Below are 26,113 nucleotides of genomic sequence, written 5' to 3' on the forward strand. Positions count from 1 at the left end.
CTCCGGCGCGCCCTACGCGTCCACCTCGTACTGCCCGTGCTCCAGGAAGTACCGCAGCTCCTCCGGCGTACCGTCGATGGCGTCCTCGGCCGCGGCCCGGAGCGCGCTGCTGATGTCCGGGTCGGCGAGGATGCGGGCGACGGCGACGCGGTCGTCCTCTGCCTGGGCGAGGCGGTAGCCGGTTTCGAGCCAGGTGCGGAGCTGTTCCGGGGTGGGGTTGCTGTCGAGGAGTTCGTTGACTTCCCTGATGACGCGCTTTCCGCTGTCTGGGTTGGCGAGGAGGCTGACGACGGTGACTGTGTCGTCCTCCGCCTGGGCGAGGCGGTAGCCGGTTTCGAGCCAGGTGCGGAGCTGTTCCGGGGTGGGGTTGCTGTCGAGGAGTTCGTTGACTTCCCTGATGACGCGCTTTCCGCTGTCTGGGTTGGCGAGGAGGCTGACGACGGTGACTGTGTCGTCCTCCGCCTGGGCCAGGCGGTAACCGGTCTTCAGGAAGGTGCGCATGTCCTCCACCGTGCCGTCGAGGGCCTTGTTCGCCTCCCGGGCGACCCCCTTTCCGCTGTCCTCGTCCGCCAGGATGCGGAAGATCGCGATACGGAGTTCTTCCTCGGACATGTCGTCCACGGGCGTGCCGGGGTCGTCCGTGGCTGCCGACGCCGTCACGGTGGCGGGCGCTGAAGCGGCGCCGGCGGCGAAGGCCGGAGCGGCCAGCAGGAGGGCCGGTGTCAGGGCGCCTGCTGCGACGGCCAGGGCGGCACGGGTGAGTCTCATACGGGTGGGCCTCTTTCTCGGAACACAGGAACACGGGAACACAGTGATGATCAGGCACCGGTGAACGCGGTTGCGTTCGTCGGTGACGTGATTGTGGCCCGCGACGCCGCCCGGGATCACTGCCGTATCCCGGCAGTTGTCGCACCCCCCACGCTTCCATTGGCATGCCTCGCGCCACCCCGCCCTCGACCTGCGCAGCAGCGCCCGCGCGCAGCCTCCGCCGCTGCTCACCGGATGCCGCTGCGGCGTGCTGAGGTGTCATGTCCGTTCTGGTGCAGGGCTCTTGGCACCCCTAGAGCAATGTGACATATTACTGACGTGTTCACGAGACAGCCTTTGGATGCCGTCGTTGTCGGGGCCGGAGTGGTCGGCGCCGCCTGCGCGTACTACGCCGCCCGGTCCGGACTCGCGGTCGCGGTGGTGGACAGCGGGCCGGTCGCCGGCGGCACCACCGGGGCGGGGGAGGGGAATCTCCTGGTCTCCGACAAGCCGCCCGGCCCCGAGCTGGCCCTCGCGCTGCACTCCGCCTCCCTCTGGCGCGAGCTCGCGCAAGTCCTGCCCTCAGCAATCGAGTTCGAGCAGAAGGGGGGGCTGGTGGTCGCGGCGGACGAGACGTCGCTGGCCGGTCTGACAGCGACAGCGGCCGGACAGGCCGAGGCGGGGGTGCAGGCCCGCGCCGTCGCTCCGGACGAGCTGCCCGGACTGGAACCGCATCTCGCGCCCGGCCTCGCGGGCGGCGTCCTCTACGCGCAGGACGCCCAGGTCCAGCCCGCACTCGCGGCAGCCCACCTGCTGCGCGCGGCCCGCCGCGCCGGGGCCGGTGTCCACCTCGGCGAGACGGTCACCGCGGTGCTGACCGGGCCGGCGGGGGCGGTGCGCGGGGTACGGACCGGGCGGGGCGATCTGCTGGCGCCGGCGGTGGTCAACGCCACCGGCGTCCGGGGCGGTGAACTCGCGGCACTGGCGGGGGTGGAACTGCCCGTACTGCCCAGACGCGGCTTCGTCCTGGTCACCGAGCCGCTGCCCCGGCTGATCAGGCACAAGGTGTACGCGGCGGAGTACGTGGCCGACGTGTCCAGCGCGTCGGCCGCGCTGCAGACCTCACCGGTCGTCGAAGGGACCCCGTCGGGGCCGGTGCTGATCGGCGCCAGCCGTGAACGGGTCGGCTTCGACCGTACGTTGTCCGTGCCGGTGATCAGCCGGCTGGCGGCTGCGGCCGCCGCGCTCTTCCCCGTACTCGGACAGGCCCGTGTGCTGCGCGCCTACCACGGCTTCCGCCCCTATCTGCCGGACCACCTGCCGGCGATCGGGCCCGACCGCCGGGTGCCGGGCCTCTTCCACGCCTGCGGTCACGAGGGTGCGGGGATCGGGCTGGCTCCGGCGACGGCCGCGCTGATCGTCGCGGCGATCCGCGAGGAGGAGCCCGCCATCGACCCCGAACCGTTCCGGCCCGACCGGTTCGACACCGCCCCCGACGGCGGCCAGACAGCCCGGTCACCGAGACAGGAGCCCTGGTGATACGTATCCGCAAGCGCACCGCCGCCCGCACCCCCGCCGCCCTGGCCGGTGCCGAACCGGGGCCGGAGTTCGAGATCACCTTCGACGGCCGCCCCCTTCGCGCACTGCCGGGCCAGAGCGTCGCCGCGGTCCTCTGGGCGGCCTCCGTCCTCACCTGGCGCACCACCAGGGTGAACGGACGCCCGCGCGGGGCCTTCTGCGGAATCGGCTCCTGCTTCGACTGCCTGGTCACCGTGAACGGGCTCCCCGGCCGACGGGCCTGTCAACTGCCCGCCCGCCCCGGCGACGTGGTCACGACCCAGGAGGGGGACGGCCATGCCGGACTCCGCCGCTGAAAACGCTGAACACGCTGAACACGCTGAACACGCTGAACACGCTGAACCCGCTGAACGCCCCGCGCCCGAAAGCCGCTTCACCGAACTCGCGGTGGTGGGCGCCGGGCCTGCCGGGCTTGCGGCCGCGGTCACCGCCGCAGACGGCGGGCTCGACGTGGTCCTGCTCGACGCGGCGGACGCACCGGGCGGCCAGTACTACCGCTCCCCGGCCCCCGGCCTCGGCGCCACCCGGCCCGAGGCGCTGCACCACGGCTGGGCGCGTTTCGCGGAGCTCACGGACCGGCTCGGCCGGCACCGGGACGCGGGACGGATCCGCCACCTCGCCGGGCATCAGGTCTGGACCGCCGAGCGCACCGGGGCGGACTGGACCCTGCACGCGGTCACCGGCCCCGACGGCGAGGGCTCGGCCACACTCCGGGCCCGCCGTCTGCTCATCGCGACCGGCTCCTTCGAGCGGCAACTCCCCTTCCCCGGCTGGACACTGCCCGGAGTGGTCGGCGCGGCCGGGGCGCAGGCCATGCTGAAGTCAGGGCTGGTGCTGCCCGGACGGCGCGTCGTCGTCGCGGGCAGCGGACCCCTGCTCCAGGCGGTCGCCGTCTCCCTGGCGCGGGCCGGCGTCCGGGTGCCCGCACTGGTGGAGGCCGCCGGGTACGGGGCGTACGCACGCGCTCCCCGCGTACTGGCCGCCGACCCCGGCCGGCTCCGGGAGGGGATCAGGTACTCGGCGGCGCTGGCCGGTCACCGGGTGCGGTTGCTGACCCACCGCGCGGTCACCGCCGTGCACGGGACCGACCGGGTGGAGGGCGTCACCGTCAGCCGGCTGGACCGCGACTGGCGCCCGCTGCCCGGGACCGGCCGCCGGATCGACTGCGACGCCCTGGCCGTGGGCCACGGTCTGGTTCCCCAGCTCGACCTGGCCGTCGGCCTGGGCTGCGCGACCCGTTGCGGCGCGGACGGATCGGCCGCCCTGGTGCTCGACGAGGACCTGCGCACCACTGTGCCCGGCGTCTGGGCGGCGGGCGAGACGGGCGGCATCGGCGGCGTTCATCTCGCGCTGGCCGAGGGGGAGTTGGCCGCCCTCGCGGTGACCGGCGATGCCCGGAACGGGACGCGGGCCCGGGACGCGCACCGGATGGCGGCGCTGCGCCGGGGCGGGCGGCGGATGCGCGCGTTCGCCGAGCTGATGGGCGCCGTGCACCGGCCCGGCCCGGGGTGGACCGGGTGGCTCGCCGCCGACACGGAGGTCTGCCGCTGCGAGGAGGTCTCGGCCGGGGCGATCCGCGAGGCGGTCGACGACCTCGGCGCGGGGGACAGCCGTACGGTCAAGCTCCTCACCCGGGCCGGGATGGGCTGGTGCCAGGGCCGGACGTGCGGATTCCCGGTCCGGGAACTGGCGGGCTGCCCGGCGGAGGCCGGAGCCCCGGACCGCCGTCCGCTCGCCTGCCCGGTCCCCCTCGCCACGCTCGCCCGCGCCGCCCGCCCCGAGGACGTGTGAGCCCCCGGGGCACGGGGGTCCCCAGAGCACCGCCGTGAGCGCGGCCCTCTCCTTCCCCTTCGCCGGTCCACGTCATGCCACACCTCTGAGGGAGCCCCGATGTCGATGAACCCCACTGCCCGGAACAGTCCTTGGCGAGGCGTCATGGTCGCCACTCCGCTCACCCTGCGCGAAGACCGGTCCATCGACTTCGACGCGTACGCGGCCCACGTCCGCGACCTCGTGGACGCCGGCTGCGACGGGGTGGTGCCGAACGGCTCGCTGGGGGAGTACCAGACCCTCACCGATCAGGAGCGCGACCAGGTGGTGCGGGTCGCGGTCGAGGCGGCCGGGGACGGGGCCAGGGTCATGCCCGGTGTCTCCGCCTACGACAGCGCCCAGTCGCGCCGCCTGGCCGACCGGGCGGCGGCGGCGGGCGCCGCGTCCGTCCTGCTGCTCCCGCCCAACGGCTACCCCTGCGAGGACGCCGCCGTGCGCGCGCACTACGCCGAGGTCGCCGGGGCGGGCCTGCCGGTCGTCGCGTACAACAACCCGTACGACACCAAGGTCGACCTGACCCCGGGGCTCCTCGCGCAACTCCACGCGGACGGGTCCATCGTGGCCGTCAAGGAGTTCAGCGGGGACGTCCGCAGGGCCTACGAGATCGCCGAGGAGGCACCCGGGCTCGACCTGCTGGTGGGGGCCGACGACGTACTGCTGGAACTCGCCCTGGCCGGTGCGGTCGGCTGGATCGCGGGCTGTCCCAACATGCTGCCCGCCGGCTGTGTCGCGCTGTACCGCGCCGCGGTCTCGGGCGACCTGGAGGCGGCCCTGCCGCTCTACCGGCGGCTCCATCCGCTGCTGCGGTGGGACTCCAAGCCGGAGTTCGTCCAGGCGATCAAGGCATCGATGGACATCGTCGGTCGGCACGGCGGTCCCACCCGGCCGCCCCGGCTGCCCCTGGAGGCGGCGGCGGCCGCCGCCGTGCGCGCCGCCACGGAGAAGGCGCTGGCCGAAGGGCTGGACTGACGCCGGGCCCGCTAGGTCCGGACCCGCCGGGCCGGCCCCGGTAGCAGGCACGGCGGAACGTACGACACACCCCACGAGGACCGGCGCATACCGCACGACATACCGCACGACACACCGCGCGGCGCACGCACGTGCCGCGGCGGACCGGCAGGACGACCGAGGGGGAGACTTGCGCACGCGTCACGTATTCCACGCCGTCGACTCGCACACCGAGGGCATGCCCACCCGCGTCATCACCGGCGGGATCGGCACCGTCCCCGGCGCCACCATGGCCGAGCGGCGCGACCACTTCATGGCGCACCGCGACGCGGTACGCACCCTGCTGATGTACGAGCCGCGCGGCCACGCCGCCATGAGCGGGGCCGTCCTCCAGCCGCCGACCCGCCCCGACGCCGATTTCGGCGTGCTGTTCATGGAGGTCTCGGGCTGCCTGCCGATGTGCGGACACGGCACGATCGGAGTGGCCACCGTACTGGTGGAGACCGGCATGGTGGAGGTCATCGAACCGGTCACCACCGTACGGCTCGACACCCCGGCCGGACTGGTCTCGGTCGACGTCCACGTCCAGGACGGCGCCGCGGCCTCCGTCACCCTGACCAACGTCCCCGCGTTCTCCGCAGGGCTGGGACTCACGGCGAAGGTGCCCGGCCTCGGCACCGTCACCTACGACCTCGCCTACGGCGGAAACTTCTACGCGATGGTGCAACTGGCCGATCTGGGGATCCCGTTCGACCGGTCCCGCAAGGACGAGATGCTGGCGGCGGGGCTCGCCCTGATGGACGCGGTCAACGAGACGGACCGCCCGGTCCACCCCCTCGACCCCGGGATCGGCGGGCTCAAGCACGTCCAGTTGATCGCGCCCGGCTCCGACGCGGTGCGCTCCCGGCACGCCATGGCCATCCACCCCGGCTGGTTCGACCGGTCGCCGTGCGGTACCGGGACCTCGGCGCGGATGGCCCAGCTCCACGCGCGGGGCGAACTCCCGCTGGACACGGACTTCGTGAACGAGTCCTTCATCGGCACCACGTTCACCGGCCGGCTGGTCGCGGAGACCACCGTCGGCACGCTGCCCGCGGTCGTCCCGACCGTCACGGGCCGAGCCTGGATCACCGGGACCGCGCAGTACTTCCTCGATCCGGCCGACCCGTTCCCCGAGGGGTTCCTGCTGTGAGCGTCTGAACGGCGCCCGACCCGCTCCGCCGGCCGGTCAGGAGGCGATCGGCTGGGGGGAGGGGCGCTGCCAGGACCCGGTCCCGGCAGCGCCCCTCCCCCCGTTCCTCGCCCCCGTGCCGGCCGGCCCGGCGCTCAGTACTCGCGTACCCAGAGCTGCCAGCCGCCGAGAACCTGGGGACACATGTAGGACGCGTAGGGGCCGCGGTTCACCAGGTTGTGGCCCACCTGCGAGCACTCCATCTGTGTGTAGTAGGTGCCCCACAGGAAGAAGGGCATGTCGGCGGCGACCTGCACCGTCCCGGCGTCCGGTGAGGCGGTGGCGGTGGCCGCGCTCGCGGTGGCCGCGCCTGTTGTCGCCGCCAGCACCAGCGCCGCTCCGACTCCTGCCACCAGCGTCATGGCACGGTTCATCCTGTTCATGGTTCTCCTCCTGGGTGTTACGGACGGAACCGTTGCGGCCGGTCCGTGGAAGTGGTGGAGCGAAGGGGACGTGCCGACGGCTCCGGAGAGCGGCCGGGGTGATCAGGTGCGGTGCAGCCACCACCAGGCGTTGGGATTGGCGACCAGCAGACTCTGGAGCGACCGGTTGATCGTGTCGTTGCTGTGGTAGCTCAAGGCAGGGCCGATGCCGTCGTAGTACCAGGTCATCATCATGGTGTGGTCGATCTCCTGGCCGTTCGCCTGCCAGTCGGCCTGAAGGACATCCCCGTCGCCCATGTACCAGACGTTGTCGAGCAGGGTCGTGCGCCCGCTCCAGTAGGAGGCGTAGAAGTAGAACCAGTGCGCGTTGATCCAGGTGAGCGTCTGGTTGTGGACGTCCCAGGGGTTGTACCACCAGCTGTTCTGGTCGTTCGACGGATAGGGGCCGTTCGCCTCGTCCGCCCAGCCGCCGGCCCTGAGGGCCTGGCTGATGAAGTTGGTGCAGTCGTTCGACCCGAAGTCCTGGTACCAGGTGTTGCGGCCGATGGCGTACCACTGGGCGTAGTTGGTCATCGCCGCGTAGTCGTAGCCGCCGCTCAGCTTGGCCGGTTTCCGCTGATGGGTGAGGGCGGCCGGCCGGGCCGTCGCTGCCCGCGATCCTGCGGGTACCGGGCCGAGGGCGCCGACCTCGTCGGCCTTCGCCGGGTCGGTCTTCGCCTGTCCGGCCGGATCGCCCACATCGTTGATCGGGGCGGGTCCGCCCTCCTCGACGCGGTGCTGCCTCGTCATCTGCCACTGGCCGTGCGCGGTTCGCGAGAAGTCCACCTCGTGGTGCGAGGTGAACTTGGTCTGCGGGTCCTTCGCGTTCACGTGCGCGTAGTCGAGCGCGGTGAGTTCGGTGACGTAGAGCCGCACCGTGCCGGGGCGCCGGACGACCTTGTCGACCGAGATCCTGACGTCGGCGGCGGAGTAGCTCTCGCCCAGCGACTTCAGTTTCTCCTTGCGCGCGGTGATCGCGGCCAGGGCGACGTCATGGGTGTGCTGGAGGCTGCTGACAGCGGTGATGCCGTGGGTGTCCTGGCGGGCGGGAGCGGGGGTGTCGAGCAGGGCGTAGGTGCGCTCGGCGAGGAACGCCCTGGTCGTCTCGGTCATGGCCCGGATGTCCGGGGCCTGCGGGGCCTCGGCGAGCGCCGGCACGGCGGGGACGCCGAGGCTCAGCACCGCGAGGCCGAGAACGACCGTCCGTCGTATGGAACGTCTTCTTCTGTGCACGCGGCCCCCGTGGTCTCGTGGATGCGATGGGTGTGACGATGCGGGCGCTGTCCCGATCCCCACCAGTCTGTACATCCGCGATCAGGGCGGTCATTGATCCTGCGCGCACGCATTCTTGTCATCGCGCGCGGGGCAGGGGGCCACGCGAGGGGGCGTCGCGGAGCATCCGCCGGTACTCGGCCGGAGACAGGCCGTACGCGCGGCGGAAGCTACGGCTGAACCCGGCAGGATCGACCAGCCCGTTGCGGGCGGCGATCGCGTGCACCGGCAGATGGCTCAGCCGGGTGTCGGCCAGGTCGGACCGGCACCGCTCCAGCCGTCTGCGGCGGATGACCGCCGAGACCGTCTCCTCCCGCTGCCGGAAGACCTGGTGCACCGTCCGGACGGAAACGTGGTGACGGGAGGCGATGGCGTGCGGCGACAACTGCGGGTCCGCGAGGTTCTCCTCGATGAACGCCTCGATGCACGCCAGGAGCACCGCACCGCGAGCCTCGGGCTCCAGGTACGCCCGCGCGTCGATCTGTCGCGCCAGCAGGGCGTACGCCAGATGCAGCGTCGCGGCCCCGATCCGGGCGCCCTCCGGCTCCCCCAGCCGCGGGCCTTCCCGGAACAGGGCGTGCAGGTGGTGGGCGAGGATCGCACCGATACCGTCGGAGCCGGGCATCCGGGTCGCCAGCACCCCGTCGACCCGGGCTTCCGGGAAAGGCAGGTCCTTCCTCGGCAGGTGCAGCACGATGCCCTGTGAGAGCCCGTGGTCCGGCGCGCTCCGCCCCCGGCCCGTATAGGGGCGCGAGGAGCTCCACATGACGAAGTCACCTGCGGACAGGGTGGCCTCACGGCGGGCCTGCGCGACACTCATGGCCCCGCCTGCGATCAGCGTCAGCTCGTAGGTCTCCGGATCGGACCGCTTGATGAGGTCCGGCGTGCGCTCCGACTCCAGGGCGGGAAACGACATCGAGGTCGCCTGAAGGGGCCCCGCCGACAGCATTTCGACTCTGCCGACGAAGTCGGCGGCATGGTCACTGCTGATCCGGGTCGGCGCTGCTCCGCGGCCGACGGTCTCGCACCACCAGTCGAACCGGTGCGCCGCCGGCAGCGACAGTGTGTCCACGACGCCGAACACTCCTGGTTCCCCCGCTCCCTTGTCACCCGTGCCGGGACCGCGACGGGCCCGGCACCGAACCGGAACCGGTCGAAGCACGTCCGGGACGCACGCCGCTTCGGCCCACGGTGAGACTGTGCAGAACCACCGCAGGTATGCCGCGTCCGTGGGCCGTTGGCCGAATTCCGTGTGCGGGCGCGGAGACGATCCGGGGTGATCGCCGCAGGCAGCGGTATGGCAACGTCACATTGTATTCTGGCTCTCCGCACGGTGCTGGAGGACAGACATGGCCCGCCTCACGTCGCTCAACGCGATCTCGGCGCAGGAGCATCTGCGCGACCAGGTGGCGCACGCGCTGCGGGCGGCGCTGATCGCCGGTGAGCTGCGGCCGGGGACGATCTACTCGGCGCCCGCGCTCGCCGCCGAGTTCGGCGTCTCGGCGACACCCGTGCGGGAGGCCATGCTCGATCTGGCCCGGGAGGGACTGGTCGAGGCCGTCCGCAACAAGGGCTTCCGGATCACCGAACTGACCGACCAGGACCTCGACGACTTCACCGAACTCCGCGCCATGATCGAGGTCCCCACCGTCGGCCGGATCGCGCGGATGGGTCTGACGCTGGAGCTGGAGGCACTGCGTCCCGTAGCGAAGGAGATCGTCGAGGCCGCGCGCCGGGACGACATCCTTGGCTATCTGGAGGCCGACCGGCGTTTCCATCTCGCCCTTCTCGGGCTGGCCGGGAACCGCCGGCTGGTCGAGGAGGTCGGTGAACTGCGCAAGCGCTCGCGCCTGTACGGCCTGAACAGGCTTGCCGAATCAGGTCAGTTGACGACCTCGGCCGAGGAGCACGTACAGCTCCTCGATCTGGTCGTCGCCGGGGACGCCCCGGGGGCCGAGGCCTGCATGCTCGCCCATATGTCCCATGTCCGGTCCCTGTGGGCCGACGGCACGAAGGCCTGACACCCCCCGAACGGCGACCGCTCCCTGACGAGCCCCCGCCCCGGATGACGCGCGCCGTCCGGGTGCTTCGCCATGTCCGGACCGGGGTGCGGTAGCGCGTAGCAAGTCGCCTGCTGGGAGAGGAAGTTGGCGCCCACGCCAATTCGCGCCCAACTGCTTCCTAAGGACATGTGACATGTGCCATTGTACAGGCGGTCGCGATTGAAGTCGTGTTCATGCCAGGCGGTTACCCCTGCCCGGCCTGCCGGCCCGGCCCCGGTCGCGCACCATCCCCCACGGCCGCGCACAGTCGCGCGGCCACCACTCCGCTGGGAGGCGGCACGTGAAGAACCGAACGGTTCGTCAGAGATTCACCGGCCTGTCCACCGTTGCCCTGGCAGCCTGCCTGGGCGTCGGCATGCTCGCGGCACCGAGCCGGGCCGCCGAGGTCCGTCCCTCCACCTCGGCGGCCACGAGCGCGAACGCCGCCGCACACCGGGCCGCAGACCCGGCCGCACCGGAGCCGGGAGGCCCCGCCGCACAGGCCCTGACCGCGCCCGCCCAGGACGCCGGACACATAGCCGACCAGGCACTGAAGCCCGCCGACCGGCCGCCCACGACCGCTTCCACCGACGCGCTCCGCCGCGACTACGACGACCAGGGCGCCTCCGCGCCGAGCCACCCCGCCCCCTCGATGAAGGCGAAGGCCCGCGCCGCAGCCCGGTCGGCCGGAACCGGCGCTGCCGCCGCCTGCTCCGTCGCGGACTTCACCAGCCGCACCGGCAGCGCCCTCGTCCAGCAGGTCAAGTCCTCCACCACCGACTGCGTCAACACCCTGTTCGGCGTCAAGGGCAACGACGGCTACCTCGCCTTCCGCGAGGCCCAGATGGTCAGCGTCGCCAACGCCCTGCGCGACGGATCGGCCGCCTATCCGGGCGACAGCAGCACGGGCATGCCGCAACTGGTGCTCTTCCTGCGGGCCGGCTACTACGTGCAGTACTACGACCCCGGCACGGTCGGCAGCTACGGCGCCCCGCTGCGCACCGCCATCCAGGGCGCCCTGGACGCCTTCTTCGCCTCCGCGCACTCCCGCGACGTCACCGACGCCAACGGCGAGACCCTGGCCGAGGCCGTCACGCTCATCGACAGCGCGGAGCAGAACGCCCGCTACCTGTACGTCGTCAAGCGGCTGCTGGCCGGCTACAACTCCTCGTACGACAGCTCCTGGTACATGCTCAACGCGGTCAACAACGTCTACACCGTGACCTTCCGGGGTCATCAGGTGCCCGAGTTCGTCAGCGCCGTCGAGGCCGACCCGAGCCTGCTCGACTCCCTCGCCGGCTTCGCCCGCGACCACCTGGGCCTGCTGGGCACCGACCGGTCCTACCTGACCTCCAACGCCGGCCGCGAGCTGGCGCGCTTCCTCCAGGAGGCGTCGCTGCGGCCCAAGGCCCGCCCCCTCGTCACCGACCTGCTCGGCCGCAGCTCCATGACGGGTGCCACCGCGCCGCTGTGGGTCGGACTGGCGGAGATGACCGACTACTACGACGCGGCCAACTGCTCCGCCTACGGCACCTGCGACCTGTCGGCCCGGCTCAGGAGCGCCGTGCTCCCGGTCGACTACACCTGCAGCGACAGCATCCGCATCCTGGCCCAGCAGATGTCCTCGGCCGACCTGGGAGCCGCCTGCACCAGTCTGCGCGACCAGGACGCCTACTTCCACGGCGTGGTGCGCGACAACGGACCCGTCGCCGACGACCACAACAGCACCATCGAGGTGGTCGTCTTCGATTCGAGCACCGACTACCAGACCTACGCCGGGGCCATCTACGGCATCGACACCAACAACGGCGGCATGTACCTCGAAGGGGACCCGGCCGCAGCCGGCAACCAGCCGAGGTTCATCGCCTACGAGGCGGAGTGGGTCCGGCCCGACTTCCAGATCTGGAACCTCAACCACGAGTACACGCACTACCTCGACGGCCGGTTCGACATGGCCGGCGACTTCGAAGCCGGCATCACGACACCGACCATCTGGTGGGTGGAGGGCTTCGCGGAGTACGTCTCCTACAGCTACCGCGACGTCACCTACGACGACGCCCTCACCCAGGCCGCCGCGCACACCTACACCCTGCGCACCCTGTTCGACACGACGTACGAGAACGCCGACCAGACCCGCGTCTACAACTGGGGCTACCTGGCCGTCCGTTACATGCTCCAGTCGCACCGCGCCGACGTGGACAAGCTGCTGGGCCTCTACCGCGCCGGCGACTGGAACGGCGCCCGCACTCTCCTCACCTCCACCATCGGCAGCCGCTACGACGCCGACTGGAACAGCTGGCTGACGTCCTGCGCGGCCGGCAGCTGCGGCACCACCACCAACCCGCCCACCGATCCGGTCACCGAGTGCACCTCGGCCGACAGCCGTGAACTCGGCGAGAACTGCGCCCGCAGCGGACAGCGTGCCACCAAGGGCGACTACTCCTACCTCTACGTCTACGTGCCCGCCGGCACCGACCGGCTGAAGATCACCACGAGCGGCGGAACGGGCGACGCCGACCTCTACTACAACGCCGGTGGCTGGGCCACCACGGGCGCCTACACCTCCCGGGCGACCGGCAGCGGAAACGCCCACACCCTGACCGTCGACCACCCGGCGGCAGGCGCGCACTACATCAGCCTGTACGCCGTGGCGGACTTCGGCGGCGTGAAGGTCTCCGCACAGTACTGAGGCCCCGGAGGGTCACGGGTGCGGCCGGTCCGGCGCCCGTGGCCCTCAGCGCAGCAGCAGGGTGCCCGGCGCCGTCTCGGCCCGGATGATCTCCACGAGCCGGTCGAAGAGGGTCGGCCCCAGCCCTGCGTCCGCCCGGGTCAGCTCCTGGCGCAGCCCCGGCAGGTTGCCCGGATCGGCGCGGGCCTGCAGACCGCGCAGGTACCGTGCCGTCTCCTGGTGCCCCAGGGCGGCTGCGGAGCGGGTGTGGTCGCGCCACTCGATGACGAAGTCGTCGTCGTCCGGCGTGCCCATCCCGCCGCGCAGGCAGTCGGCGAAGGAGTCCGGATTGCGGCCGAAGTACCCGCCGGGCCCGTTCACCGCCTCGCCGATCACCTGCCAGAAGCGCTCCAGGCCGGTGACCTCGGAGCCGTTGATCACATAGGTCACGGTCATGCGGTGAGCGTACAAGTCCCTCCCGCCGGTGATCCGCGCCGCAGGTGGGGGACTGCGGCGCGGATCCGGCCGGGGGCGGTTCAGCAGGTGAAGTCGACGAGGTCGAACGTCTCGTAGTGGTCGGAGGTGTAGTAGTCCTCCTGGGTCTCCTCGCCGGTGACGATCCGGCGTGCGCCGCGGGTGGGAGCGCCAGGGGTGATCACGGTGTACTCGTGGTAGTAGCCGGTGCTCTGGCCGGGCAGGACGCCTTCGCGGTTCTCGAAGACGACTCCGTCCTGGTCGTACGGGAAGGGGCCGCCCGCGTCGATGAGGTCGAGGGTGTCGTGCGCCTGGGAGGGGAGGGCGTCGTAGCAGATGCTGCCGACCGAGGCGGGGGCCGCTGTCGCGGTTGCCGCGACGGGGCCGCCGACGAAGAGGACGGACAGGAGGGCGGCGACGCCGCCGAGCGTGGTGATCCGTGGGGGGATTCGCATACCCACCATGATGACGCGCGTAGACGCCGTCCCGTCAACGCCAACTCATGTGAATTTTTCGGAAGTTAACCTGAACGGCGGAAGATCCACGTCGAGACGCCGGGGCCGCCCGGACTCCGTGGTTCCGCACTCATTGACGCCCGGGAAAGCGTGACGGCCCGTGAGCGGGGCATGCATTGCGTGAAGCACATCCGAGGAGGAGGGGGCGATTCACTGTGCGGGCGGGGGAGACGATGGAGCGTCAGGAGCAGGGCCGGCTGCATCGCAGACTGGGCAGCGCCGATCTGGCAGCGGTGTCCGAAGTGCGAGGCGCGGTAAGGGAATTGCTGAGGTACCGCTGGAAGGAGGAGCCCGCGCAGGTGGCCGAGCTGCTGCTCAGCGAGCTGGTGACCAACGCCCTGGTCCACACGGACGAGGGCGCTGTCGTCGCCGTCAGCGTGGCGCCCCGGAAACTGCGGGTGGAGGTAAGGGACTTCGTCCCCGGGATGCCCGTGTCGCACGCACCGAACGCCGACGACGGTACGCACGGCAGAGGGCTGATCCTGGTGGAGAGCCTCGCGGACGCCTGGGGGATCAGCCCCAAGGCGCTGGGCAAGGTGGTGTGGTTCGAGCTCGAAGGCGAACGGCCCTGACGATCCGCTGGATCGTCAGGGCCGTTCATCGCCGGCCTTGCCGGCCGGTCGCCCGGAGCCGGGCCGGCCTTGTCGGCCTGCCGGCCGAAACCGTTCCGATCTGTCGGCCGGCCCGTGCGGGTCAGCCGAACTGCTGCTCCAGGGCCTTCAGTTTCTGCTCCAGCGAATCGAGCCGGGGCAGGGCCTGGGTGTCGTCCTCGGGAGGGAGGTCGACCGCTCTCGGATCAGTCGTGCTCAGGTCCGGGGCGTTCTTGGAGCTGGAGCCGGTTACGGCTTGCAGGGATGGCCGGGGTCGCAGTGGCAGCTGACCCGGCTCGGATATGGCGGGCTCCGCGACGGACTGCGCGGAGCCCGTCGAGGCGGTGATGGCCTGGACGTCCGCCTGGGCGCCGCCCCGGCCCACCCGGCCCCAGGCCCGGTTCTGCCGGTTCAGGGCCTTGATCTGGGCCCGGTCCAGCTTCTCCTGGTCCTTCCTGCGGAGACGGTTCTGCTCCTTCTCCCTGCGGTCCTCGCGTACCTCGTCGACCGCCTCGTCCAGCGTGCGTACGCCTTCGAGGAGCATCAGCGACCAGGCGCCGAAGGTCTCCCGGGGAGCGCGCAGCCACCGGACGATCCGGATCTGCGGCAGCGGGCGGGGCACCAGGCCCTGCTCGCGCAGCGCGGCGACACGGGTCTGCTTCAGCGCCCGGTCGAAGAGGACGGCCGCCGAGAGCGACATCCCCGCGAAGAAGTGCGGGGCGCCCGCGTGGCTCAGGCCGCGCGGTGCGTGCACCCAGTTGAACCAGGCGGCAGCGCCGGCGAAGGTCCACACCAGCAGCCGGGAGCCGAGCGCCGCGTCTCCGTGGCTGGCCTCCCGCACGGCGAGCACGGAGCAGAACATGGCGGCCCCGTCGAGCCCGAAGGGCACCAGGTACTCCCAGCCCCCGGAGAGGCCGAGGTTCTGCCGGCCGAAGCCGACGAGCCCGTGGAAGGAGAGCGCGGCGGCGACCGCCGCGCAGCAGAACAGCAGAACGTACGAAGCGGTGGCGTAGAGCGCTTCCTTGCGCCTGCGGCGGTCCTCGCTGCGTTCCCAGGTGTCGTCGGCCGCGGACGTGTCGGCGGCGCGCTTGCCGCGTGCGACCAGCGCCACCGCCACCGCCGCCATGACTCCCGCGAGCAGCACGGCGCCCGGAAGCAGCCAGTCGAGCGATATGTCGGTCAGTCTCATGCGCGGTCCCTTGCGTCGCGTAGGGCGTTTCGGGCGCCATCGTGGCGGAGATTCCCTCAAGTCCTGGCGGTTTCGGGGCAAGTGAACGCCAATGGGGTGGCTGAGCCGGTGGATTTCCGCGATCTGGTCGAACGCCCCTCAGCGGCAGGGCGGTTGTGTTCGATTCACGTCACCCCTGCGGGCGGTGTGGATCAGGGAGCGGGCGTCAGCTTCCGGACCCGGTCGGCGTCACAGGTGCGCGGGCAGGTGACGCAGGTGTCCTCGGGCCGCAGTGTGTAGAAGAGGCAGCAGCTCGCCCGGTCCCGGGTGGGCAGTGACTCGCCCGCCGGTCCGGTCAGTTCACGGAAGCCCGCGGTGCCGACGTACGGCTTGGTGGTGCCCGGCAGGAGGGCCTCCAGCTCGGCCATCGCCCGCCGCTCCTCGCCCAGCAGATGGGCGATGTACCAGAGGCCCTCGACGATCTCGTCGGTCGCCATGCCCCACAGGGCCCGCTTCCCGCGCCGCATCCTCGGTCCGAAGCCGTCGAGCACCGGTCCGAGGTGCTCGGCCACGGAGGCGAGGACCTCGGCGCGCAGCGCGGCCTCGTCCGCCACCACCCGGGCGCCCGGCAGCGCCGCCGCCGGGTCGTCGGGCAGGCAGGCGAACTCCCTTACCCGCAAGGTCAGATGGCCCAGCGCGCGCTGGAAGGAGACGTCCTCGACCGGAATCCGGGGCACCCGCCGGTGCAGGAACCACGGCACTGTCACCAGCAGACAGGCCGGCCAGGCGTAGCGGTGCAGTCCGAAGCTGGCGACCACGTCGGGCCTGGCCTGCTGTCCGTAGTCCCGCAGCACCTGCGCGTTGTCCCAGGCGAGGAAGGTGTCCAGGGCGCTGCCGCCGGCCGCCAGCTCGTGCGCGCCGACCCAGCCGACGCCGCCCGGGGCGGACTCGCCGTCCGTGAGTACCTCGGCGCGCAGCCCCGGGAAGACCTCGGCCAGACGCGCGTACGCCTCGGTCACGGCCGAGGGCGCCGCTGCGGGAAGCGGGGCGGGGAGCAGGGCGGGGAGGGGCATGCGCGGACCACCGTATCGCGATCGTTTAGAGGTAAGCCTTACCTTACCCGACCTGATCGATGTTTGAACTGCGGCCTCCTCCGCCTATCGTGCACACGGGGCACGGCACACGCGAGCCGTGCCCGGTACGTCCGAGGAGGCAGCCGTGGAGCAGGGCAGAGCGTGTGAGGAGGTGCGGCCGCCGTACGCGTCCGTCGCCTCCGTGACCGCCCACTCGCCCGTCCGGGTGCCCGAACAGGCCCGCGGCGAGCACACCCACGGCGAGCAGCCCCCGCCCCGGCACGCGGTGCGGCGGCACTCCGTGCGCGGCCAGATCCTGGAAGCCCTGCGCGCCGCCCTCGTCGACGGCGAGCTGATCCCCGGGCAGGTCTACTCCGCCCCGGCCCTCGGCGCCCGCTTCGGGGTCTCCGCCACCCCCGTGCGCGAGGCGATGCAGCAGCTGGCCGTCGAAGGAGCCGTCGAGGTCGTGCCGAACCGGGGCTTCCGGGTCGCGGAGCGCGGCCCGCGCGAGCTGGCCGAGCTGGCGGAGGTGCGGGCGCTGATCGAGGTGCCCGTCATGCTGCGGCTCGCCCGGACCGTGGCCCCGGCCGGCTGGTGCGCCCTGCGCCCGCTGGCCGACGCCACCGTCGCGGCGGCGGCCGTCGGTGACCGGGCCAGTTACGCCGAGGCGGACCGGGCCTTCCACGGAGCGGTGCTCGCCCTGTCCGGCAACACCCAGCTCGTCGCGGTGGCCGACGAACTGCACCGCCGCTCCCAGTGGCCCCTGGAGACCAACCCGGTCACCCGCCGCGCCGACCTCCTGGCGGACGCGTCCGAGCACACCGCGCTCCTGGACGCGCTGATCGCCCAGGACGTGGTGGTCGTGCAGTCACTGGTACGGGAGCACTTCGCCGGTTCCGGGGGCTGAATCCGGCAGCCGGGACCGGGCCCCCGGGCGCGGCCTCAGTTCGCCTCGGCGGTTCCCGGACCCGGCGGGCCGATGTGCGGGGCCAGCCAGGTCGGGACGCCGCCGAGCAGCCGGAAGAGCCTGCCCGCCTCGGCGCGCAGCCGGGTCGCCACCTCGGGTTCCGGCTCGGCGTCCGCCATGGCGATGAGCGCCGGGGCGGTACCGACGAGGTAGCCCAGCTCCTCCCTTATGCGCAAGGACTCGGCGAAGCCGTGCCGGGCCTCCGCCAGTTCTCCCTCGCGCAGCGCGATCAGCGCGAGATGGCGCCAGGTCGAGGAGAGCAGCAGCTCGTCGCCCTGCGCGGTGGCGCCGGCATGGGCCCTGCGGTAGGCGGCGCGTGCGGCCTGCGGCGAATCCGCGATGTTCTGCGCGATCAGGCCCCGCCGGAAGTCCAGCAGCGGGCGGCCCGCGGCGGCCGGGGACAGCAGTGCCGCGGCCCGGCTCAGCGCGACCCGGGCCTCGTCGGCCCGGTCCCGCACACCGAGCAGCGTCGAGGCGTACGCGAGGTGTCCGCGCTCGCAGGCGGCGGCCCCGCGCTCGGCGTCGTCGTGGGCCAGGGCCTCGGCGGTGCGCAGCGCGTCCTCGGCCTCGGTCCAGCCCTGCCCCGTGTACAGGCAGCGCTCGGTCAGCAGGGCCGTCCGCTGGAGCGCCGCGGCCGGGTCGGTGGCGGCGTCGTGTTCGAGCAGTGCCGCGGCGTCCGTCCAGCAGGCGCGGGACCGCAACCGCCATACGGCTGTCTGGAGCGGCGGATCGTCATCTGCTGTCGTTCCGGAACCAGACATGGCGGTATACGCCACATTGCCCTCCCCGAGCGCACCATTGAGCTGTGGAGAGTGTCCGTCCACCGGGCGGTGCACCCGCAATGGCCGGACGCTCTGAGTCTGGCCGCATCACAGCACGGAAAGGCACGCCGGGCCAAGAGGTCGAGGCAATGTCAGGTGAAACTTTTCACAATCGACGGAAGACGCCGGAAGCCGCCCGGGACGGCGGGAGCCCCCGGGAATCAGCTCATACGCAGGGCGAGGAAGAAGTCGAGCTTGTCCTCCAGGCGCGCGAGATCACGCCCCGTCAACTGCTCGATTCGCCCGATCCGGTAGCGCAGCGTGTTGACGTGCAGATGCAGCCGGGCCGCGCAGCGGGTCCACGATCCGTCGCAGTCCAGGAACGACTCCAGGGTCGGGATCAGCTCCGCGCGGTGGCGCCGGTCGTAGTCCCGGAGCGGGTCGAGCAGCCGTGCGGTGAACGCGCGGCGCACGTCGTCCGGGACGAACGGCAGCAGCAGCACGTGCGAGGCCAGCTCGTGGTGGCCGGCCGCGCAGACCCGCCCGGGACGGGCCGCCGCCACGCGGCGGGCGTGCCGGGCCTCCTCCAGCGCGCCGCGCAGCCCCTCGGGCGAGTGCACCGACGCGCTGACACCCAGTGTCAGCCGCCCGTCGTCGGCGAGCCCCGCGGACAGCGGTGCGCGCACCGCTGCGAGCAGGACGTCGGCGTGCAGCACGGGATCCTCCCCGGCGGGCTCCGGGCCCTCCGGGTCCCCGGCACCGTCCGGGTCCCCGTCCGGCAGGGCGACGGCGGGCAGCGGTACCAGCGCGACGGCCTCGTCGCCGGCGTGCGCGACGGCGATCCGGTCCGCGGAGTCGGGGCCCGTCACGGCCGGGTCGACGAGGATCTCCTCCAGCAGCGCCTGGGCGACCGGGCCGCCCGCGACACCGGACCCGGACGAGCCGGGCGCGCCCTGCTCGTCCCAGTCGACCCGGGCCACCACCACCTGCCAGTGCGGCGCGGTGCCGAGGCCGGGCAGCAGGACCGGGGCGGCCACCCGCAGCCTGGCCGCGATCTCGGCGGGCGGGGCGCCGGCCTGGACCAGTTCGAGGACCTCCTGGGCGAGCCTGCGGCGCACGGTGCGGGCTGCGTCCCGCCGGTCCCGCTCGACCGCGATCAGCTGGGTGACGCCCTGGAGCAGGTCGAGCCGGGCGGCCGGCCAGTCGCTCGCGTCGGCCTCGACGGCGAGCAGCCAGTCGGAGAGCACCGACTCGCGCACATCGCGCGAGGCCGGCGCGGCGCCCCGGCTGTTGTTCCGGATCGGGAAGAGCGAATACGCCACCCCGCCGATCGCCGCCCGGTAGGGGGCGCGGCGGCCGGTGCGGACCGCGGCCAGGTGCAGGCCGGCCAGCTCCGCGGCGGCCGGGCCGGGCAGCGGCGCACCGGCCCCCGCGATCTGCCGGCCGGTGGGCGAGAGCACCCAGGCCTGGAGGTCCAGGTCGGAGCCGAGCAGGTCGAGGACCACTTCCGGTCCGCCGCCCGCCGGGCCCGAGGTCATCAGCCGGCGGTGCCGGTCGACGACCGCCGCCAGGTCCCCGGCGCGCTCGCCGGACACCTGACGGACCACGTACTCGGTGATCGTTGCGAACGCGACGATCTCGTTGACGGCGAAGAGGGGCAGCCGGTGCCGCCGGCACGCCTCGACCAGGTCGTCCGGGATGTCGCCGAACTCCGCCTCGCCCGCCGCGAGCCCGGCGACGCCGGCGCCCGCCAGGATCCGTACGAAGGGTTCGGAGTCCGCCGCGTCCCGGTGCCAGGCCAGGCCCGTCAGCACCAGCTCGCCGCCGGTCAGGTAGCGGCTGGGGTCCCGCAGGTCGGTGGTCATCACGCCGCGGACCGAGCGGTCCAGCTCGTCGTCGCCGCCGAGCAGCCGCAGGCCCAGCGCGTCGGTCTCCAGCAGTGCGCGCAGCCGCATCTCGTCGCCGCCGATCTCATTCGTTGGTGCGGGTGAAAACTGGGTGTTGCGGTGAGGTCACAGAGACCCGTCATTCGTTCGAATCTACAAGACGAGGACGAAGACCAGCCAACTCCTTCATGGTTTCGGTGACTGCACCAGGTGGAGCAGGGCTTGTGTACTGGGCCACACACCGCGTTAACAAGACATGAACAAGTCGAGGGCCGGCCGTCCCCAGCCCCCAGCGCACGACCGATTGAGAAGAAGAGAGCCACTCATGGACTTCCTTCGCCCCGCCAGCTGGGAGGAGGCGCTCGCCGCCAAGGCCGAGCACCCCACGGCTGTGCCCATCGCGGGCGGCACCGATGTGATGGTCGAGATCAATTTCGACCACCGGCGGCCCGAGTACCTCCTGGACCTGAACCGCATCGGTGAGCTGTCCGAGTGGGACGTGGGCCAGGAGAGCGTACGGCTCGGTGCCTCGGTCCCGTACAGCGCCATCATGGAACACCTGCGGACCGAGCTGCCGGGACTGGCGCTCGCCTCGCACACCGTCGCCTCGCCGCAGATCCGCAACCGGGGCGGCGTCGGCGGCAACCTGGGCACCGCCTCGCCCGCCGGGGACGCCCACCCGGCGCTGCTCGCTGCGGGCGCCGAGGTGGAGGCCGAGTCCGTCCGGGGCACCCGGCTGATCCCCATCGACGCCTTCTACACCGGCGTCAAGCGCAACGCACTGGAACCGGACGAGCTGATCCGGGCCGTGCACATCAAGAAGGCCGACGGGCCCCAGCAGTACTCCAAGGTCGGCACCCGCAACGCGATGGTCATCGCCGTCTGCGCCTTCGGTCTGGCCCTGCACCCCGAGACCCGCACGGTCCGCACCGGTATCGGCTCCGCCGCCCCGACGCCCGTACGGGCCAAGGAGGCCGAGGAGTTCCTGAACGCCGCCCTCGAGGAGGGCGGGTTCTGGGAGAGCCGCACGATCATCACGCCGTCCGTCGCCAAGCAGTTCGCCACGCTCGCCGCGGCCGCCTGCAACCCGATCGACGACGTGCGCGGCACCGCGAGCTATCGCAGGCACGCGGTCGGGATCATGGCCCGCCGGACCCTCGGCTGGACCTGGGAGTCGTACCGCGGCAACGGCCGCAGCACCGAAGGAGCTGCCTGATCATGCGCGTCAATTTCAAGGTCAACGGGCGCAGGCACGAGGCCGACGACGTCTGGGAGGGCGAGTCCCTCCTGTACGTGCTGCGTGAGCGGATGGGCCTGCCCGGCTCCAAGAACGCCTGCGAGCAGGGCGAGTGCGGTTCCTGCACCGTCCGCCTCGACGGCGTCCCGGTCTGCTCCTGTCTGGTCGCCGCCGGCCAGGTCGAGGGCCGCGAGGTCGTCACCGTGGAAGGCCTCGCCGACTTCGCCGCCCACCGCTCCGAGGCCCACCCCGGCACCGGCTGCGCCTCGGGCGCCTGCGGCACCACCGTCGACAAGGCACAGCGCTGGAAGGCCAAGCCGTCCGCCGACGAGACCCGCGACACCGGCGAGCTCTCCCCGATCCAGCAGGCGTTCATCGACGCCGGAGCCGTCCAGTGCGGCTTCTGCACCCCCGGTCTGCTGATCGCCGCCGACGAGCTCCTGGAGCGCACCCCGGAGCCCTCCGACGCGGACATCCGCGAGGCGCTCTCCGGCAACCTCTGCCGCTGCACCGGCTACGAGAAGATCCTCGACGCGGTCCGCCTGGCGGCCGCCCGAGCGGAAGAGACGGTCTAGACGATGGGCGTTACCGGTTCCCCCACCAACATCAACCAGGGCACCCGCACCAAGGGCGGCATCGGCGAGTCCACGCTGCGCCCCGACGGGATCCTGAAGGTCACCGGCGAGTTCGCGTACTCCTCGGACATGTGGCACGAGGACATGCTCTGGGGCCACACCCTGCGCTCCACCGTCGCGCACGCCGAGATCGTCTCGATCGACATCTCCGAGGCGCTCGCCACCTCCGGCGTCTACTCCGTGCTCACCTACGACGACCTGCCGACCGAGATGAAGAACTACGGTCTGGAGTTCAAGGACACCCCCGTCCTCGCCCACGGCAAGGTCCGCCACCACGGTGAACCGGTGGCGCTCGTCGCCGCCGACCACCCGGAGACGGCCCGCCGCGCCGCCGCCAAGATCAGGATCGACTACCGCGAGCTGCCCCTCATCACCGACGAGGCCTCCGCGACCGCCCCCGACGCGATCCTCGTCCACGAGGGCCGCGACGACCACCACATCGGCCACGTACCGCACCCCAACATCGTCCACCGCCAGCCCATCATCCGCGGCGACGCGGAGGCGGCGAAGGCGCGCGCCGATGTGATCGTCAGCGGTGAGTACGTCTTCGGCATGCAGGACCAGGCCTTCCTCGGCCCGGAGTCCGGGCTGGCCGTGCCCTCCGAGGACGGCGGCGTCGACCTGTACGTCGCCACCCAGTGGCTGCACTCCGACCTGGAGCAGATCGCCCCCGTCCTCGGCCTGCCCAAGGACAAGGTCCGCATGACGCTCTCCGGCGTCGGCGGTGCCTTCGGCGGCCGCGAGGACCTGTCGATGCAGATCCACGCCTGCCTGCTGGCGCTGCGCACCGGCAAGCCGGTGAAGATCGTCTACAACCGCTTCGAGTCCTTCTTCGGGCACGTCCACCGCCACCCCGCCAAGCTCTGGTACGAGCACGGCGCGACCCGTGACGGCAAGCTCACCCACATGAAGTGCCGCATCGTGCTGGACGGCGGCGCCTACGCCTCCGCCTCCCCGGCCGTCGTCGGCAACGCCTCCTCGCTCGCCGTCGGCCCGTACGTCATCGAGGACGTCGACATCGAGGCGCTGGCCCTCTACACCAACAACCCGCCGTGCGGCGCGATGCGCGGCTTCGGCGCGGTCCAGGCCTGCTTCGCCTACGAGGCGCAGATGGACAAGGTCGCCGCCGAACTCGGCATGGACCCCGTCGAGTTCAGGCAGCTCAACGCCATGGAGCAGGGCACCCTGCTGCCGACCGGCCAGGTCGTCGACTCGCCCGCCCCGGTCGCCGAGCTGCTGCGCCGGGTCAAGGCCAGGCCGCTGCCGCCGGAGCGCCAGTGGGAGAGCGCCGGCGAGCAGGCCGACGTCCGGGCGCTGCCCGGCGGGCTCTCCAACACCACGCACGGCGAGGGTGTCGTACGCGGTGTCGGCTACGCGGTCGGCCTGAAGAACGTCGGCTTCTCCGAGGGCTTCGACGACTACTCCACCGCCCGGGTGCGCATGGAGGTCGTCGGCGGCGAACCCGTCGCGACCGTGCACACGGCCATGGCGGAGGTCGGCCAGGGCGGCGTCACCGTGCACGCCCAGATCGCCCGTACCGAACTCGGTGTCGCCCAGGTCACCATCCACCCGGCCGACACCCGCGTCGGCTCCGCAGGCTCGACCTCCGCCTCCCGGCAGACCTACGTCACCGGCGGCGCAGTGAAGAACTCCTGCGAGGCCGTCCGCGAGCAGGTCCTGGAGATCGGCCGCCGCAAGTTCGGTACGTACCACCCCGCCTGGGCCACCGCCGAACTCCTCCTGGAGGGCGGCAAGGTCGTCACCGACGGCGGCGAGGTGCTGGCCGATCTGGCCGACGTGCTGGAGGACGAGGCGGTCGACATCGAGCTGGAGTGGCGCCACCGGCCCACCGTGGCCTTCGACCTGCGCACCGGACAGGGCAACGGCCACGTCCAGTACTCCTTCGCCGCCCACCGCGCGGTCGTCGAGGTCGACACCGAACTCGGACTGGTCAAGGTCATCGAACTGGCCTGCGCCCAGGACGTCGGCAAGGCGCTCAACCCGCTCTCCGTCGTCGGCCAGATCCAGGGCGGCACCCTCCAGGGCATGGGCATCGCCGTCATGGAGGAGATCATCGTCGACCCGAAGACCGCGAAGGTGCGCAACCCGTCCTTCACGGACTACCTGCTCCCCACCATCCTCGACACGCCGACCATCCCGGTCGACGTGCTCGAACTCGCCGACGACCACGCCCCGTACGGGCTCCGCGGCATCGGCGAGGCCCCCACCCTCTCGTCCACCCCGGCCGTCCTCGCGGCGATCCGGAACGCGACGGGACTGGAGCTCAACCGGACGCCGGTACGACCCGAGCACCTCACCGGCAGCTGATCCGGAGCTCCACCACGAACTCTCCGGGCGGTGTGCGCCTCCAGGGAACGTCACACTTCCTCCGCCCGCACCGCCCGGAGAACCCAAGCTCCGCACCGCTCGCGGCTCTTGACCGGAACCACCGAAGACAGCAGTACCCGTACATCCACTCTGCATGAACAGTTCGCCTCGGGCCGTCCCCCGGGTCGTGCCGCCCGCGCAGTCATCCCAAATCCCGCATCTTGAATCTCCATCGCGGGTGCCCCTGTGAACCTTGGGAGTCAGGCATCATGACCCAGCAGTCAGTGGAGCCCACGACCACCGCGGAGGAAGCGGGCCCCGGCTCGCGCGTCCCCGCCGGCAGATCATGGCTCGACCGGTACTTCCACATATCCGAGCGCGGATCGACCGTCGCACGCGAAGTGCGCGGCGGTGTCACGACCTTCATGGCCATGGCATACATCCTGCTGCTCAACCCGCTGATCCTCGGCGGCAAGGACGTCGACGGCAACATCCTCAGCCAGCCGGGACTGATCACCGCCACCGCACTCGCGGCCGCGGCGACCACCCTGCTGATGGGGTTCGTCGGCAAGGTCCCCCTCGCGCTCGCCGCGGGGCTCAGCGTCTCCGGCGTCCTGTCCTCACAGGTCGCCCCCGAAATGTCCTGGCCGCAGGCCATGGGCATGTGCGTGATGTACGGCCTGGTGATCTGCCTCCTGGTGGTCACCGGCCTGCGTGAGCTGATCATGAACGCGATCCCGCTCGCGCTGAAGCACGGCATCACCATGGGAATCGGTCTGTTCATCGCGCTCATCGGCCTCTACAAGGCCGGATTCGTGGGCAAGGGCACCGCCACCCCGGTGTCCCTCGGCCCGACCGGTGAACTCGCCGGCTGGCCCGTCCTCATCTTCGCGGTGACCCTGCTGCTCATCTTCATGCTCCAGGCCCGCAACATCCCCGGCGCGATCCTCATCGGCATCGTCGTCGGCACCGTGGTCGCCATCGTGATCAACAAGCTCGCCGACGTCGACCCGAAGATCTGGAGCAGCGGCCCGCCCGAGCTGAAGGGCTCCGCGGTCTCCAATCCGGACTTCTCGCTCTTCGGGGACGTCCAGTTCGGCGGCTGGGGCGACGTCGGCGCGATGACCGTCGGCTTCATCGTCTTCACCCTCGTGCTGGCGGGCTTCTTCGACGCGATGGCCACCATCATCGGTGTCGGTACGGAGGCCAAGCTGGCCGACGACAAGGGGCGGATGCCCGGACTGTCCAAGGCGCTGTTCATCGACGGCGCGGGCGGTGCGATCGGCGGCGTCGCCGGTGGCTCCGGGCAGACGGTCTTCGTGGAGTCCGCGACCGGGGTCGGGGAAGGTGCCCGTACCGGGCTCGCCTCCGTCGTCACCGGCCTGTTCTTCGCGGCCTGTCTCTTCTTCACCCCGCTCACGGCGATCGTGCCGGCCGAGGTGGCCTCCGCCGCCCTGGTCGTCATCGGCGCCATGATGATGCAGAACGCCCGCCACGTGGACTGGAGCGACCGCGCCGTCGCCATCCCGGTCTTCCTGACCGTGGTCCTGATGCCGTTCACCTACACCATCACCACCGGCGTGGCGGCAGGTGTCATCTCCTGGGTCGCGATCAAGGTCGCCCAGGGCCGGGCCCGCGAGGTCGGGGCCTTCATGTGGGGACTGACGGTGATCTTCGTCATCTACTTCGCGCTCCATCCGCTCGAAAGCTGGCTGGGCGTCAGCTGACGCACTGCCTTCAC

Annotated in this window: 23 protein-coding genes; 13 read left to right on the forward strand and 10 right to left on the reverse strand. The window is 71.9% G+C overall.

All coding sequences use genetic code 11. The annotated features are described in order from the left end of the window. Positions 1-12: 12 nt before the first annotated feature. The gene (locus tag EDD93_RS25730) at positions 13-768 is read right to left on the reverse strand and encodes an ALF repeat-containing protein (RefSeq protein WP_123527404.1); all 756 of its coding nucleotides are present in this window, start codon (positions 766-768) and stop codon (positions 13-15) included. Between the two features lie 318 nt (positions 769-1,086). Here EDD93_RS25730 and EDD93_RS25735 point away from each other — a divergent pair, with 318 nt between their 5' ends. The 5 genes from EDD93_RS25735 (at position 1,087) to EDD93_RS25755 (ending at position 6,295) form a co-directional block, all read left to right on the forward strand. Beyond that, positions 1,087-2,286, forward strand: coding sequence for an FAD-binding oxidoreductase (locus tag EDD93_RS25735; protein ID WP_123527405.1), 1,200 nt, complete (start codon positions 1,087-1,089; stop codon positions 2,284-2,286). Beyond that, positions 2,283-2,621 (forward strand): (2Fe-2S)-binding protein, encoded by a 339-nt coding sequence (locus EDD93_RS25740; protein ID WP_123527406.1) that lies wholly within the window; start codon positions 2,283-2,285, stop codon positions 2,619-2,621. Before EDD93_RS25735 ends, EDD93_RS25740 begins: the two co-directional genes overlap by 4 nt. A gap of 94 nt (positions 2,622-2,715) precedes the next feature. Further along, a complete protein-coding gene (locus tag EDD93_RS25745) occupies positions 2,716-4,116 on the forward strand; it encodes an FAD-dependent oxidoreductase (RefSeq protein WP_311318328.1) in 1,401 nt (466 codons plus the stop codon). A gap of 105 nt (positions 4,117-4,221) precedes the next feature. Continuing rightward, positions 4,222-5,124 carry a dihydrodipicolinate synthase family protein gene (locus EDD93_RS25750; protein WP_123527990.1) on the forward strand — a complete coding sequence of 301 codons (903 nt, stop codon included), beginning with the start codon at positions 4,222-4,224 and terminating at the stop codon, positions 5,122-5,124. Between the two features lie 169 nt (positions 5,125-5,293). Then, on the forward strand, positions 5,294-6,295 hold the full coding sequence (locus tag EDD93_RS25755) for a proline racemase family protein (RefSeq protein WP_123527408.1): 1,002 nt from the start codon (positions 5,294-5,296) through the stop codon (positions 6,293-6,295). A gap of 134 nt (positions 6,296-6,429) precedes the next feature. Here EDD93_RS25755 and EDD93_RS25760 read toward each other — a convergent pair whose 3' ends face one another. From EDD93_RS25760 to EDD93_RS25770, 3 genes are all read right to left on the reverse strand, one after another. After that, positions 6,430-6,717, reverse strand: coding sequence for a hypothetical protein (locus tag EDD93_RS25760; RefSeq protein ID WP_123527409.1), 288 nt, complete (start codon positions 6,715-6,717; stop codon positions 6,430-6,432). 102 nt (positions 6,718-6,819) lie between these two features. Next, complete coding sequence (locus EDD93_RS25765) at positions 6,820-7,989, reverse strand: amidase domain-containing protein (RefSeq protein ID WP_185092440.1); 1,170 nt, start codon at positions 7,987-7,989, stop codon at positions 6,820-6,822. A gap of 118 nt (positions 7,990-8,107) precedes the next feature. Beyond that, on the reverse strand, positions 8,108-9,100 hold the full coding sequence (locus EDD93_RS25770) for a helix-turn-helix domain-containing protein (protein WP_260255866.1): 993 nt from the start codon (positions 9,098-9,100) through the stop codon (positions 8,108-8,110). Between the two features lie 277 nt (positions 9,101-9,377). On the opposite strand from EDD93_RS25770, the gene EDD93_RS25775 reads away from it, so the two are divergent. Together EDD93_RS25775 and EDD93_RS25780 are read left to right on the forward strand one after the other, a co-directional pair. Beyond that, a complete protein-coding gene (locus EDD93_RS25775; protein ID WP_123527412.1) occupies positions 9,378-10,049 on the forward strand; it encodes a GntR family transcriptional regulator in 672 nt (223 codons plus the stop codon). A 322-nt stretch (positions 10,050-10,371) separates the two neighbouring features. Continuing rightward, positions 10,372-12,759 (forward strand): M9 family metallopeptidase, encoded by a 2,388-nt coding sequence (locus EDD93_RS25780; protein WP_123527413.1) that lies wholly within the window; start codon positions 10,372-10,374, stop codon positions 12,757-12,759. A 45-nt stretch (positions 12,760-12,804) separates the two neighbouring features. Here EDD93_RS25780 and EDD93_RS25785 read toward each other — a convergent pair whose 3' ends face one another. Both EDD93_RS25785 and EDD93_RS25790 read right to left on the reverse strand, forming a co-directional pair. Continuing rightward, positions 12,805-13,194, reverse strand: coding sequence for a barstar family protein (locus tag EDD93_RS25785; RefSeq protein ID WP_123527414.1), 390 nt, complete (start codon positions 13,192-13,194; stop codon positions 12,805-12,807). 80 nt (positions 13,195-13,274) lie between these two features. Next, on the reverse strand, positions 13,275-13,667 hold the full coding sequence (locus tag EDD93_RS25790) for a ribonuclease domain-containing protein (RefSeq protein ID WP_123527415.1): 393 nt from the start codon (positions 13,665-13,667) through the stop codon (positions 13,275-13,277). A 233-nt stretch (positions 13,668-13,900) separates the two neighbouring features. On the opposite strand from EDD93_RS25790, the gene EDD93_RS25795 reads away from it, so the two are divergent. Then, positions 13,901-14,299 carry an ATP-binding protein gene (locus EDD93_RS25795; protein WP_185092441.1) on the forward strand — a complete coding sequence of 133 codons (399 nt, stop codon included), beginning with the start codon at positions 13,901-13,903 and terminating at the stop codon, positions 14,297-14,299. Between the two features lie 121 nt (positions 14,300-14,420). Here EDD93_RS25795 and EDD93_RS25800 read toward each other — a convergent pair whose 3' ends face one another. Both EDD93_RS25800 and EDD93_RS25805 read right to left on the reverse strand, forming a co-directional pair. Next, entirely contained in the window at positions 14,421-15,506 is a 1,086-nt protein-coding gene (locus tag EDD93_RS25800; RefSeq protein WP_123527416.1) for a DUF2637 domain-containing protein, read from the reverse strand. A 191-nt stretch (positions 15,507-15,697) separates the two neighbouring features. Continuing rightward, positions 15,698-16,558: a (2Fe-2S)-binding protein gene (locus EDD93_RS25805; RefSeq protein WP_123527417.1), complete on the reverse strand. Its 861-nt coding sequence runs from the start codon at positions 16,556-16,558 to the stop codon at positions 15,698-15,700. A 145-nt stretch (positions 16,559-16,703) separates the two neighbouring features. Between EDD93_RS25805 and EDD93_RS25810 the strand changes: the two genes are divergently transcribed. Then, positions 16,704-17,465 (forward strand): GntR family transcriptional regulator, encoded by a 762-nt coding sequence (locus EDD93_RS25810; RefSeq protein ID WP_123527418.1) that lies wholly within the window; start codon positions 16,704-16,706, stop codon positions 17,463-17,465. A 35-nt stretch (positions 17,466-17,500) separates the two neighbouring features. On the opposite strand, the gene EDD93_RS25815 is transcribed toward EDD93_RS25810, so the two are convergent. Then, complete coding sequence (locus EDD93_RS25815) at positions 17,501-18,286, reverse strand: hypothetical protein (protein WP_123527419.1); 786 nt, start codon at positions 18,284-18,286, stop codon at positions 17,501-17,503. A gap of 221 nt (positions 18,287-18,507) precedes the next feature. Continuing rightward, positions 18,508-20,241, reverse strand: a complete 1,734-nt coding sequence (locus EDD93_RS25820; RefSeq protein ID WP_123527420.1) for a PucR family transcriptional regulator ligand-binding domain-containing protein — start codon at positions 20,239-20,241, stop codon at positions 18,508-18,510. Positions 20,242-20,497: 256 nt separating this feature from the next. Between EDD93_RS25820 and EDD93_RS25825 the strand changes: the two genes are divergently transcribed. The 4 genes from EDD93_RS25825 to EDD93_RS25840 all read left to right on the forward strand — a co-directional run bounded on the left by EDD93_RS25825 (position 20,498) and on the right by EDD93_RS25840 (position 26,099). After that, on the forward strand, positions 20,498-21,388 hold the full coding sequence (locus EDD93_RS25825) for a xanthine dehydrogenase family protein subunit M (RefSeq protein WP_123527421.1): 891 nt from the start codon (positions 20,498-20,500) through the stop codon (positions 21,386-21,388). Positions 21,389-21,390: 2 nt separating this feature from the next. After that, positions 21,391-21,984 (forward strand): (2Fe-2S)-binding protein, encoded by a 594-nt coding sequence (locus EDD93_RS25830; protein WP_123527422.1) that lies wholly within the window; start codon positions 21,391-21,393, stop codon positions 21,982-21,984. 3 nt (positions 21,985-21,987) lie between these two features. Next, a complete protein-coding gene (locus tag EDD93_RS25835; RefSeq protein WP_123527423.1) occupies positions 21,988-24,372 on the forward strand; it encodes a xanthine dehydrogenase family protein molybdopterin-binding subunit in 2,385 nt (794 codons plus the stop codon). A gap of 269 nt (positions 24,373-24,641) precedes the next feature. Further along, positions 24,642-26,099 carry an NCS2 family permease gene (locus EDD93_RS25840; RefSeq protein WP_123527424.1) on the forward strand — a complete coding sequence of 486 codons (1,458 nt, stop codon included), beginning with the start codon at positions 24,642-24,644 and terminating at the stop codon, positions 26,097-26,099. Positions 26,100-26,113 lie beyond the last annotated feature (14 nt).

The sequence above is a fragment of the Streptomyces sp. 840.1 genome (assembly GCF_003751445.1).
Classification (GTDB): Bacteria; Actinomycetota; Actinomycetes; order Streptomycetales; family Streptomycetaceae; genus Streptomyces.